This window comes from [Clostridium] aminophilum (assembly GCF_900101295.1).
Lineage (GTDB): Bacteria > Bacillota > Clostridia > Lachnospirales > Lachnospiraceae > Clostridium_R > Clostridium_R aminophilum_A.
In genome coordinates this window covers 1-13204 of sequence record NZ_FOIL01000009.1, presented here as the reverse complement: position 1 = coordinate 13204, position 13204 = coordinate 1, and the positions used below count along the sequence as shown (strand labels likewise).

Here is a 13204-nt window from a genome sequence, read left to right as displayed (position 1 = left end):
AACAATCAAAACAGTTCAAAATGCAGGAGGAAGGCAGTTGAAATATAAATTCGCGAAACGGTATGCCGCGCTGGCGGCGGTCGCGCTTCTGACGCTTTCCGGGGGGACCGCGGCCTATGCCGGTCCGTCCGGCGAGGTCTCGGAAGAACAGATGACGGAGGAGCGGAAGGCACAGCTCGCAGACAAGGTGGTTGAGTTTGATGAGATTGCGGACCGGATTGAACTGTATAACCAGACATACCGGAACACGCTTCTGACCATCAACAGCTCCGCCATCAACAGCGCGGCGGCACATTCGATGGCGGAAGAGGCGGACAGCCTGATGGAAGATGCGAGGGATGTGAAAGAGGCGGACCGCCTTCTCTATGAGGAATATAAATCCGCGGCGAGAGAGCTCCGGAGACTGGCGGCCGAAACCGGCAACAAAGACCTGTCCGGACAGTATGAGAGAAAGCTCCGGCAGGTAAAGAACAATCTGACCAAGAGTGTGGAGGATGTGCTGATCCAGTATCAGCAGACCGAGGCGAACCGGCAGACCGCGCAGATCGCACAGGAGCTTGCGGCGCAGGGATACAAGAGCGCACAGGACAGCTATGGGCTGGGAATGGCAGGCACCTCGGGAGTTCTTTCCGCCGCGAAAGGTGAGCTTTCGGCGGAAAACAGTGTTCAGAAACTGGATGCCGGACTTCAGACACTGCGACAGACGCTGCAAGTTCTTCTCGGATTCGGCGCGGATGAACCGGTGACATTTTCCCCGGTACCGGAGCCGGATCCGGAGCGGATTGCGCATCTCGATCTGAATGCGGATACGGACACGGCGATCGCGTCCAACTATACGCTGATGGACACGAGATCCGCTTCCGCGAAGGGAACGAGAGCCCGCGGAATCAAAAACCGTACCGTCGAGAACTCCAAACAGGAGATTCGCTCGGCGATGGAAAATCTGTATCAGGAAATTCTGTCAAAGAAGCAGGCTTATGAGGCAGCGCAGACTGCATTTTCCGCCGCACAGGCGTCAAGGGCTGCAGCGGAGAGAAAATGGAGTCTCGGTATGCTGAACCGTGCGCAGTATCTGCAGGAACAGATGTCCTATGCTCAGGCAGAGGGAGCGAAGACTTCCGCGTCCCTTGCACTGGTCAAGGCGCTGAATGATTATGAGTGGGGCCGCGCCGGTCTGATCACCATCGGCTGACGCCGGGCAAAGGGCCAATTTTAAGGAAAACAGTCATTGCAGGAGGAAACAGGATGAACAGAACAAGAAAGATCGTTGCGCTTTGTCTGGCCGCCGCGATGTCGGCACTTACGCCGGCAGCGGCATTTGCGGCCAGCCCGCAGTTTGCGCATGACGAGGCAACCTGGGCGAGACTCCGGGACAATGTCATGGAATATGATGAACTGGAAATGCTGGTGGAGGAATACAATCCGGATTATCTGAATAATCAGGCGGAATATCAGGGCAATAAAGGCGTTGAGGACGCCAATGCCGTCCGGCAGAAAAAACTGGACAATGCCAATGATCTACGCGATCAGGCGGAGTCCATGCGGGACCGCGCTTCCTCCATGGAAGCGATGTTCTCTTCGATTGAAGATCTGACGGGAATGCTGCCGGTGATGAATGATACAACACTGAAGGGAATGGGGGTGACATCTTCCGGTCTCAGCGCGGTCGGATCCGGCTATGCATCGATGCTCGCCGCAGCGGCGATGCTGGAGCAGAGCGCCCTTTCCACGGAACAGTCGGCGGCGGCCTCTTATGAGGACAGTGAGTCGAGAAGTTTGAGCCTTCAGAATAAACAGCTGGGACTGAAAGCGCAGACCAAAGCGCTCTTCGCTTCCTATAATCTGACAAAGAAATCCGTGGATTCTCTGAACGCCAATCTCGCGGTGGCGCAGAAGTCCTGTGAGACGGTTCAGCATCAGCAGGCTCTCGGAATGGCGACATCCACCGATGTTCTGAAAGCGCAGAATTCCCTCCAGTCTCTTCAGTCGTCCATCACTTCCACGCAGGCGACGGCGGAGCAGCTTCGCCAGAAACTCTGTTTGGCAACCGGGTGGAAATACAATGATCAGCCGGAGATTCAGGATATCCCGGCTGCAGACCCTGCAAAGGTGGATGTGCTGAATCCGTCGGAGGATATTCCCAAAGCGATGGATGCCAACCTGTCGCTGAAATACAATCAGCGGATGTTTGCCAATATGTCCGAGGGATCGGTGGATTACAAGAATATGAAACGCACCATCGAGAATCAGAAGGAGAATATCAAGACAAAAGTCAGCACACTGTATAATACCGCTGTTCAGAACCGCACTGCCCGAAAAGTGGCAGAGGCGGCGCTCAGTGAGAAACAGCAGGCGCTGAACAGCGCGCAGACACGGTTTGCGCTCGGCATGGCTTCTTCGTCGGAACTGCTGAGCGCCCAGTCACAGCTCTTCGCGGCGCAGATCGATCTGGCTACTGCGGATGCGAACCTTCAGCAGGCTCTGGAAAATTACGATTTTGCGATGAGAGGATATGTGGCGCAGAACTGATCCAATGGGTCGGTGAGGCAGAAAAAAGGAAAAGAATAATCCGATCGGGAAACTTCCGCATATGCACGGAAATGGTGCATATGCGGAAGTTTTGTGCTATATTAGTGCGGTATTGGCAATGGAAATCGCGCTTTCTGCGCGGAAAGGATATAAAGAAGTTATGAAAAAGACAGTACTGGTTCTGTTCGGCGGACAGTCGTCCGAGCATGAGGTTTCCTGCAAATCGGCAATCAACGTGATCCGGAATGTGGATCCGGCGCTTTTTGAGACGGTTCTGATCGGAATCACCAAGGCAGGGGAGTGGCTCTATGTGGATTCGGTGGAGGAGATTGAGAAGGACACCTGGAGAAATTCCTCAAAGAAGGCGTTTATGGCACCGGATGCAGTGGAAAAGTCTGTCGTGATCCTGGACGGAGAACACTGCTCCAAAGTGAAAGTGGATGTTGCCATTCCGGTTCTGCACGGCCTCTATGGTGAGGACGGAACGGTTCAGGGTATCTTCGAACTCGCGAAGCTTCCGTATGTCGGCTGCGGCGTGTTCGCGTCCTCCGCATCCATGGACAAATTCTATACCAAGGTTGTCGTTGACCGCGCAGGGATCCGCCAGGCGGCATATGAGCCGGTCTTTAAGGATGAACTGAGTGATATGGATGCTGTCACGGCAAGAATTGAGGGACGTTTCAGCTATCCGGTCTTCATCAAACCGGCCAACGAGGGTTCCTCCTGCGGCATTACCAAGGCGGAAAACCGGGAAATGCTGGTTTCCGGTCTTCGTGTTGCGGCAGAGCATGACCGCAAGATTCTGGTGGAGGAGACCATTGTCGGCCGCGAAATCGAGTGTGCGGTGTTCGGCGGCGGAAAAGATCCGGTGGTTGCCTTCGGTGTCGGCGAGGTGCAGGCTGCGGCGGATTATTATGATTACGATGCAAAATACAACAATCCGGATTCCAAGACGGTGGTCGGTCCGACCCTTCCGGGCAATGCCGCAGAGGAAGTCATGGAATCGGCGGTAAAGATCTTCCGTGCCGTGGACGGCTACGGTCTTGCCCGGGTGGACTTCTTTGTATGTGAGGACGGAACCGTGGTTTTCAACGAGCTGAACACACTGCCGGGCTTTACCGCCATCAGTATGTACCCGATGATCGCGGAAGCGGCAGGATACGATAAGAAAGCTCTGATCTCGAAACTCATTGACAGCGCCATGAAGAGGTACGAACGATAATGACGAAAGACGTGCTTGTCCGTGTAACCGGCAGACACCTTATGGAACAGGACAGCGGTGAGATCGAAGTGGCCGCGGAGGGATCGTATTACGAAAAGAGCAGCGGACATTTTCTTGCGTACGACGAAGTGCAGGAAGGCGGGGAAAAGGTCCATGTAGTCCTGAAGATCGGAGCGGAACGCGTCGACATGATGCGGTCCGGCGTGGTGAAGACGCACATGGAGTTTCTTCCGGGCCGTACCACGACGAACTGTTATTACACGCCGTACGGCGAAATGCTGCTCACCGTGACGACGGATGAACTGGCGACGGATATCCGGGAGGACCGGATCGAAGTTCGGATCCGTTACCGTCTGGAGATCGACGGCGGCACGGGAAGCAGCGCCGAGATCCGGATCACAGCGGTTCCGAGGGACTGAGACGACGAGCAAAAAGGCGAGACATGCGCTGATTTGCCGGCCGCGCAAAAAAACACCCGGCGAAAAAATCCGCCGGGTGTTTTTTTGTTCTTATGCGCGGCCGGTGAAAACCGGACCGCGATTATTTTTTCTTGTTGTTGGCCTGAGCTCTGTTTGCAGCGCCTGCTGCTTTCTCTGCAAGCCATGCGCGCCAACCGGTTGCTTTCTTGACCGGAAGGAGGCTTCCACCGCGAACACTCTTTACATCCGTGATGTAAAGGCCGCTGATGATGACATTGCATTCCTTCTTCAGCGGAAGCTGTTCGAAGACATTGCCGTCCGCGATCATCGTCATGACTCTCGGTCCGATCTTTGCCTTGACGATCGGGAGCTTCATGCGCTTGGAGTACCACGGAACCTGATCGATCACCTGCTTCGGAAGTCCGGATTCTGTGATCTTCAGTCTCTTTTTGTCAATTACCAGAATAGTTGCGGGCTGCTTCGCTGCCTCCAGCATCTCCTGCGACTGCGCCTGATTCTTCTGTGCCTTATTACCCATAAAGTACAGAACCACAAGACCGACGATCAGGATGATGAGGATGACCAGCAGAACGATGGTCAATGTGCTCATATTATCTTATACCTCCGGTTGAAATGCTCCGCGGCCTAAGGAATCCCACATACGACCCGCTTCAGCTTCCGCAGATGCTCATACAGAAAGGTATTATAGCATTTGAAGGGCAAATTAGCAAGATATAACGGCGGAATCGTCAGCATTTTCGGCATTTTTTTCCTTATTATACGTTGACGTATTGACATTCAGATGATATTATGGAATGTGCACTATTGTGGATTCGTGGGCCTAACAGCCCGGGAAGAAACAACAGAAGAGTCCGCTTTTAAAAGGGATTCGGTACCTCACAAAGCCGAAAGGCTCTTCGTGCTGTGAGGCGCGAAGCGTACATGCATAAGAAAGAATACAGGGGTGAAACGTCGAATGGAAAAATGCAGAATGCATCCGGTCAAATCCGGCAAGGGCCAAAGAATGACATTTGCCAGACACAAGGAAGTTCTTGATATCCCGAATCTTATCGATGTCCAGAAGAACTCCTACCAGTGGTTCCTTGATCAGGGACTCAGGGAGGCTTTTGATGACATCTCTCCGATCAGAGATTTCAACGGCAACATGAGTCTGGAATTTGTCAGCTTCTCGCTCAAGAAGAAAAGCAGCGGCGAGTACGATACAAAGTATTCCATCGAGGAATGCAAGGAAAGAGACGCGACATACGCAGCTCCGCTTATGGCGAAAGTTAGGCTTTTACTGGCGGACGGAACCTTCAAAGAGCAGGAAGTTTTCATGGGCGACCTGCCGATCATGACGGATACCGGCTCCTTCGTCATCAATGGAGCAGAGCGTGTTATCGTCAGCCAGCTGGTACGTTCTCCGGGCATCTATTATGACATTACCGCTGATAACAAGATGAATAAAGACCTCTACTCCTGCACTGTCATCCCGAACAGAGGTGCATGGCTGGAGTATGAGACCGATGCGAACGATGTATTCTGGGTTCGTGTCGACAGAACCAGAAAGGTTCCGGTTACCGTTCTGATCCGTGCACTCGGATACGGAACCAACGCGGAGATCCTCGAGCTGTTCGGTGATGAGCTGAAGCTGGAGAAGAGCTTTGAAAAGGATACTTCCACCAACGTGAAGGAAGGTCTTTTGGAACTTTACAAGAAGGTTCGCCCGGGCGAGCCGCTTTCCGAGGACAGCGCGCGCAGCCTGTTTGACGGCATGTTCTTCGATCCGAAGCGCTATGACCTCGCAAAGGTTGGACGCTACAAGTTCAATAAGAAGCTGAGCTTCCGCACACGTCTTGACGGACACACCCTGGCAGAGGATGCGGTTGACAAGGCAACCGGCGAGATCATCGCCGAGGCAGGTACCGCCCTTGACCGTGAGACTGCACAGAAGATTCAGGATGCAGGCATCCCGTTTGTATACATTGCAGGTGAGAAGAAGAACAGCAAAGTTATCTCCAACCTGTCCGTCAACATGGCGAACTATGTTGACTTTGATCCGGCTGAGGTCGGCGTGGAAGAGGCGGTTTACTATCCGGCACTGAAGGCAATCCTCGACAAGGCCGAGGCGGAAGAACTGGATCAGGATACGGTAAAAGAACTGTGCCGCGAGAATATTCACGAGCTCGTTCCGAAGCACATCACAAAAGAAGATATCATTGCGTCCATCAACTACTGCATGCACCTCGAAGAGGGCATCGGCCAGCACGATGATATCGACCATCTGGGCAACCGTCGTATCCGTTCCGTAGGAGAACTCCTTCAGAACCAGTACAGAATCGGTCTTTCCCGTATGGAGAGAGTCGTTCGCGAGAGAATGACCACACAGGAGGCAAAGGATATCTCGATCCAGGGCCTGATCAACATCAAGCCGGTAACTGCAGCGGTGAAGGAGTTCTTCGGAAGCTCCCAGCTGTCCCAGTTCATGGATCAGAACAACCCGCTTTCCGAGCTTACACATAAGAGACGTCTTTCTGCCCTTGGTCCGGGCGGTCTGTCCAGAGACCGTGCGGGATTCGAGGTTCGAGACGTACACTATACCCACTACGGACGTATGTGCCCGATCGAGACCCCGGAGGGTCCGAACATCGGTCTGATCAACTCTCTCGCAACCTATGCGAGAGTCAATGAATACGGATTCGTTGAGGCTCCGTACCGCATTGTGGACAAGAGTGATCCGAAGAATCCGCGTGTAACCGATGAGGTTCGCTACCTCACGGCTGATGAAGAGGATGATTTCATCGTAGCGCAGGCGAACGAGCCGCTGGATGAGGAAGGCCATTTCATCAATAAGAACGTTTCCGGACGTTACCGCGAGGCAACCGCATCCTTCCCGAAGAGAAGCGTGGATCTGATGGACGTATCCCCGAAGATGGTATTCTCCGTGGCAACATCCATGATTCCGTTCCTTCAGAACGACGATGCGAACCGTGCGCTGATGGGATCCAACATGCAGCGTCAGGCCGTTCCGCTGCTCACAACCGAGAGATGTGCAGTCAGCACAGGTATTGACGCGATCGCCGCAGTTGATTCCGGCGTCTGCGTTGTCGCAAAGAATGCGGGTACGGTTGTGATGGCTGCATCCAACTGCATCACCATTCGCAGAGACTCCGACGGTGTGATCGATACCTATCACCTGACCAAGTTCATGCGCAGCAACCAGTCCAACTGCTACAACCAGAAGCCGATCGTCAACAAGGACGAGCACGTAGAGGCCGGCGATGTCATCGCAGACGGTCCGTCCACCTGCAACGGCGAGATTTCCCTCGGCAAGAATCCGCTGATCGGATTCATGACCTGGGAAGGTTACAACTACGAGGACGCGGTTCTGATCAGTGAGCGTCTGATCAAGGAAGACGTATATACTTCCGTTCATATCGAGGAGTACTCCGTTGAGTGCCGCGACACCAAGCTTGGACCGGAAGAGTTTACCAGAGACGTACCGGGCGTCGGCGATGCCGCTCTCAAGCAGCTTGACGAGCGCGGAATCATCCGCATCGGTGCAGAAGTACGTACCGGAGACATCCTTGTCGGTAAGGTTACCCCGAAGGGTGAGACCGAGCTGACCGCAGAAGAGAGACTTCTTCGCGCCATCTTCGGTGAGAAGGCAAAGGAAGTCCGCGATACATCCCTGAAAGTTCCGCACGGAGCATACGGTATCGTCGTTTCTGCGAGAATCTTCTCCAGAGAGAACGGCGATGAGCTTCCGCCGGGTGTAAATGAGTCCGTTCGCATCTACATTGCACAGAAGAGAAAGATCTCTGTCGGCGATAAGATGGCAGGACGTCACGGTAACAAGGGTTGCGTATCCCGCATCCTTCCGGTAGAGGATATGCCGTTCCTGCCGAACGGCCGTCCGCTGGATATCGTGCTGAACCCGCTGGGCGTTCCGTCCCGAATGAACATCGGACAGGTTCTTGAGATCCACCTGAGCCTTGCAGCAAAGGTTCTCGGTGTGGATATCGCATCCCCGATCTTCGACGGCGCAACGGAGACAGAGATTCAGGATCTTCTTGAGCTGGCAAACGACTACGTAAACTCCAGCTGGGAAGACTTCAAGGCAAAATACGAAAACAACTGTGATCCGGAACTTCTGGCGGTTCTCGGCGACGAGGAGCACCTCGCGCACAGAGCACTCTGGAGAGGCGTTCCGATCAGCCGTGATGGTAAGATCCGTCTCCGCGACGGACGTTCCGGTGAGTTCTTCGATAACCCGACTACCGTCGGACACATGAACTACCTGAAACTCCACCATCTGGTAGATGATAAGATCCACGCACGTTCCACCGGTCCTTACTCTCTCGTTACACAGCAGCCTCTGGGCGGAAAAGCTCAGTTCGGCGGCCAGCGTTTCGGAGAGATGGAGGTTTGGGCTCTCGAGGCTTACGGTGCATCCTATACACTTCAGGAGATTCTGACCGTGAAGTCGGATGACGTAGTCGGACGTGTTAAGACATACGAGGCAATCATTAAGGGCGAGAACATTCCGGAGCCGGGTATTCCGGAGTCCTTCAAGGTAATGCTGAAGGAACTTCAGGCACTTGCACTGGATGTCAAGGTTCTTGATGAGAATGGCCAGGAGGTTGACCTGTCCGAGAACATCGACGAGCAGGAACCGACATTCCGCTCTGTTCTTGAGTCTGACAGCAGACGCTATCAGAGGGAAAATGAAGCCCTCGGACAGCTCGGCTACCAGGAGCAGGAATTCAGAGACGGAGAACTGAAGAGTGTAGAAGGCGCACCGACACTGAGCGATGGCGCTGAAGTATTCTCGAATGATGACGACTTCGGCGATGAAAACTTCAGCGAAGCTGACGATTTTTCAGGTTCAGACGAGGAATAACGGAAGGGAGTTCTGTTCATGCCAGAGACAAAGACAACATTCAAGCCAGTGACCTTTGAGTCCATGCAGATCAATCTGGCTTCTCCGGAGAGGATCCTTGAGTGGTCCCACGGAGAGGTCACCAAGCCGGAGACCATCAACTACAGAACTTTAAAACCGGAAAAAGACGGTCTGTTCTGTGAGAAGATCTTTGGCCCGACCAAGGACTGGGAGTGCCACTGCGGTAAATATAAGAAGATCAGATATAAGGGCGTCGTCTGCGACCGTTGCGGCGTTGAGGTAACCAAGTCCAGCGTCCGCAGAGAGCGTATGGGTCACATCACCCTCGCTGCTCCGGTATCCCATATCTGGTACTTCAAGGGAATCCCGAGCCGTATGGGACTGATCCTCGGACTGTCCCCGAGACTGCTCGAGAGAGTTCTCTACTTCGCATCCTACATCGTTCTCGATGCCGGAAACACAAGCCTCAACAAGAAGGATATTCTTTCCGAGGCTGAGTACCGTGAAGCGGTAGAAACCTGGGGCGCGGATGCGTTCGACGCGCAGATGGGTGCCGAGGCAATCTACAAGCTTCTCAAAGAGATCGACCTTGAGAAGGATTCTGTAGAACTGAAGGCTGAGCTGGAGACAGCAACAGGCCAGAAACGCGCAAGAATCATCAAACAGCTCGAAGTAGTTGAGGCATTCCGCATCTCCGGCAACCGTCCGGAGTGGATGATCCTCACCGTTGTTCCGGTTATTCCGCCGGAGATCCGTCCGATGGTACAGCTGGACGGCGGACGTTTCGCTACTTCCGATCTGAACGATCTGTACAGAAGAATCATCAACCGAAACAACCGTCTCGCAAGACTGATCGAGCTCGGCGCTCCGGACATCATCGTCCGCAACGAGAAGCGTATGCTTCAGGAGGCAGTCGATGCCCTGATCGATAACGGCAGACGCGGCAGACCGGTAACAGGACCGGGCAACCGTGCGCTGAAGTCCCTTTCCGACATGCTGAAAGGTAAGCAGGGACGTTTCCGTCAGAACCTTCTCGGTAAGCGAGTTGACTATTCCGGCCGTTCCGTTATCGTCGTAGGACCGGAGATGAAGATCTATCAGTGCGGTCTCCCGAAGGAGATGGCGGTAGAGCTCTTCAAGCCGTTCGTTATGAAAGAACTTGTTCAGAACGGTACTGCAAACAATATCAAGAATGCGAAGAAGATGGTCGAGAAGTACGATCCGGAAGTCTGGGATGTACTGGAAGATGTAATCAAGGATCATCCGGTTATGCTGAACCGTGCTCCTACACTGCACCGTCTCGGAATTCAGGCATTTGAGCCGATTCTGGTAGAGGGACATGCGATCCGTCTTCATCCGCTGGCTTGTACCGCGTTCAACGCGGACTTCGACGGAGACCAGATGGCTGTGCATCTGCCGCTGACCGTAGAGGCGCAGGCAGAGTGCCGTTTCATGCTTCTGTCCCCGAACAACCTTCTGAAGCCGTCGGACGGCGGCCCGGTAGCGGTTCCGTCTCAGGATATGGTACTCGGTATCTACTATCTGACACAGGAGAGACCGGGATCCAAGGGCGAAGGTATGTGCTTCAAGAGCGTCAACGAGGCTCTTCTTGCATATGAGAACGGCCTGGTAACCTACCAGACCAGAGTCAAGGTCAGAATGACCAAGACCATGCCGGACGGCAGAACTGTCAGCGGCATGGTGGAGTCCACCGTAGGACGTTTCCGTTTCAACGAGATCATCCCGCAGGATCTTGGCTTTGTCGACAGAACCATCCCGGGCAATGAGCTCAAGCTGGAAGTCGACACTCTTGTCAGAAAGGGTGAACTGAAGGATATCCTTCAGCGTGTCATCAACGTGCACGGCGCGATTCAGACCGCGATCACACTGGATGACATCAAGGCAATGGGTTATCACATCTCCACAAGAGCGGCGATGACCATTTCCGTAGCAGATATTTCCGCTCCGAGCGAGAAGAAAGACATTCTTGCCGAGGCTCAGGCCAAGGTTGACGAGATTGCAAAACTGCACCGTCAGGGTCTTTCTACCGAGGAAGAGCGTTACAAAGACGTAGTCAAAGTATGGGAAGAAGCCGATAAGCACCTGACCAAGGTTCTTCTGGACGGCATGGACCCGTACAACAACATTAAGATGATGGCTCACTCCGGAGCCCGTGGTTCCGATAAGCAGATCAAGCAGCTTGCCGGAATGCGAGGTCTGATGGCGGATACGACCGGACACACCATCGAACTTCCGATCAAGTCCAACTTCCGTGAGGGTCTGGACGTACTGGAGTACTTCATTTCCGCGCACGGTGCCCGCAAGGGACTTTCCGATACTGCGCTCCGTACCGCAGACTCCGGTTACCTGACCAGACGAATGGTTGATGTAACTCAGGATCTTATCGTTCGTGAGGATGACTGCTGTGCGGGAACCGGCAAGATTCCGTACATGGAAGTCAAGGCATATCACGACGGCGATGCGGTAATCGAGTCTCTGGATAAGAGAATCAATGGCCGCTTCAGTGCAGAGGATATCTACGATCCGGAGACCAACCAGCTGATCGTCGGCAAGAACCAGATGATCACTCCGGCAAGAACCGAGAAGGTAATGGCCGCTCTGAAGAAGACCGGCAGGGATTCCGTAAAGATCCGTACCGTCCTCTCCTGCAGAAGCCACCACGGCGTATGCGCAAAGTGCTACGGTGCGAACATGGCGTCCGGACAGCCGGTACGTGTCGGCGAGGCAGTCGGAATCATCGCTGCTCAGTCCATCGGAGAACCGGGTACACAGCTGACCATGAGAACATTCCATGCCGGCGGTGTCGCAGGTAACGATATCACACAGGGTCTTCCGCGAGTTGAGGAGCTTTTCGAGTCACGTAAGCCGAAGGGTCTTGCGCTCCTCTCCGAGATTGACGGTGTGGTTACCATCAAGGAGACCAAGAAGAAGCGTGAAGTTATCGTTTCCAACAATGCAACCGGTGAGTCCAAGACTTACATCCCGTCCTACACATCCAAGCTTCTGGTTGCGGACGGTCAGACCATCGAGCACGGCGCGAAGCTGAACGAAGGTTCCGTCAACCCGCACGATCTTCTGAGAATCTCCGGCGTTGAGGCGACGCAGGACTACCTCATCCAGGAAGTACAGAGAGTTTACGGACTTCAGGGTGTAGATATCAACGATAAGCATATTGAGATGATCGTTCATCAGATGCTGAAGAAGATCCATCTGGATGATGCCGGTGATTCCGGTATTCTTCCGGGTCAGAATGTGGACCGTCTGGACTTCGAGGAGACCAACGAGAGACTCCTTGCCGAGGGCAAGAAGCCGATGGAAGGTACCCCGATTATCCTCGGTATCACCAAGGCATCTCTGGCAACCGACTCCTTCATGTCCGCTGCTTCCTTCCAGGAGACTACAAAGATCCTGACCGAGGCTGCCATCTACGGCAAGACCGATAACCTTGTCGGACTGAAGGAAAATGTTATCATCGGTAAGCTGATTCCGGCAGGTACCGGTATGAAGCGTTATCGCTCCATCCACCTGAGCACGGATAAACCGGAAGCAGATGAATCTCTTCTCATGGACGAGGCGGACGAGCTGACGCAGGGTCAGTATTACGGCGAGACAGCGGAAAATGATGTCATCGACGAGGCAGCCGTTACCGTTATGAACGAAGACGATCACATGAACGACTGATATTTCAGACAGAACAAAGCCTTTTGAGGGCACATTCCTGTTGCAAAGATAATCCCGCGGGGGCTGCCAAGAGGCGGACCTGCGGGATTTTTGGTGCGCCCGGCGGGCGCACGTTCTAAGGGGTGAAAGTCCCTGATCCGCCCGGCAGTGGGAAGGATGCAGCCAGAGGCAAGGGCTCCACCGTGAGGTGTGGGTCTGAAGGAAGCCCGAGGCAAAGCGCTGGCCTGACGAACAGGAATCCCGAACAGGCTGTGAAGCGTGGATGAGGCTGCCAAACAAGCCAAAGTCCAAAAACTGCACGGAACGCCAACAGTAGACGGGACAGGTATAAGTGTGAAAGAACGTGTGGGTACCCGGGGAGATCTCACGGACGCGGCAAAGACGATACAACATTCGCCGCCGCGGAGTAAAGCTTGCCGTGAGAAGTCA

Annotated in this window: 7 protein-coding genes; 6 read left to right on the top strand and 1 reads right to left on the bottom strand. The window is 53.9% G+C overall.

The genetic code is table 11. The features are described from left to right. Nucleotides 1–37: 37 nt before the first annotated feature. From BMW41_RS04025 to BMW41_RS04010, 4 genes are all read left to right on the top strand, one after another. Nucleotides 38–1192: a TolC family protein gene (locus BMW41_RS04025; RefSeq protein WP_074648961.1), complete on the top strand. Its 1155-nt coding sequence runs from the start codon at nucleotides 38–40 to the stop codon at nucleotides 1190–1192. A 53-nt stretch (nucleotides 1193–1245) separates the two neighbouring features. Further along, complete coding sequence (locus tag BMW41_RS04020; protein ID WP_074648960.1) at nucleotides 1246–2529, top strand: TolC family protein; 1284 nt, start codon at nucleotides 1246–1248, stop codon at nucleotides 2527–2529. A 160-nt stretch (nucleotides 2530–2689) separates the two neighbouring features. Then, the gene (locus tag BMW41_RS04015; RefSeq protein WP_143050809.1) at nucleotides 2690–3751 is read left to right on the top strand and encodes a D-alanine--D-alanine ligase family protein; all 1062 of its coding nucleotides are present in this window, start codon (nucleotides 2690–2692) and stop codon (nucleotides 3749–3751) included. Beyond that, nucleotides 3751–4170, top strand: coding sequence for a YwiB family protein (locus tag BMW41_RS04010; RefSeq protein ID WP_074648959.1), 420 nt, complete (start codon nucleotides 3751–3753; stop codon nucleotides 4168–4170). Before BMW41_RS04015 ends, BMW41_RS04010 begins: the two co-directional genes overlap by 1 nt. Before the next feature lie 121 nt (nucleotides 4171–4291). Here the strand turns inward: BMW41_RS04010 and BMW41_RS04005 are convergent, their stop codons facing one another. Then, the gene (locus BMW41_RS04005) at nucleotides 4292–4780 is read right to left on the bottom strand and encodes a hypothetical protein (RefSeq protein ID WP_074648958.1); all 489 of its coding nucleotides are present in this window, start codon (nucleotides 4778–4780) and stop codon (nucleotides 4292–4294) included. A 366-nt stretch (nucleotides 4781–5146) separates the two neighbouring features. On the opposite strand from BMW41_RS04005, the gene BMW41_RS04000 reads away from it, so the two are divergent. Together BMW41_RS04000 and rpoC are read left to right on the top strand one after the other, a co-directional pair. Continuing rightward, on the top strand, nucleotides 5147–9073 hold the full coding sequence (locus tag BMW41_RS04000) for a DNA-directed RNA polymerase subunit beta (RefSeq protein ID WP_074648957.1): 3927 nt from the start codon (nucleotides 5147–5149) through the stop codon (nucleotides 9071–9073). 18 nt (nucleotides 9074–9091) lie between these two features. Then, on the top strand, nucleotides 9092–12775 hold the full coding sequence (gene rpoC, locus BMW41_RS03995; RefSeq protein ID WP_074648956.1) for a DNA-directed RNA polymerase subunit beta': 3684 nt from the start codon (nucleotides 9092–9094) through the stop codon (nucleotides 12773–12775). Nucleotides 12776–13204: the final 429 nt, after the last annotated feature.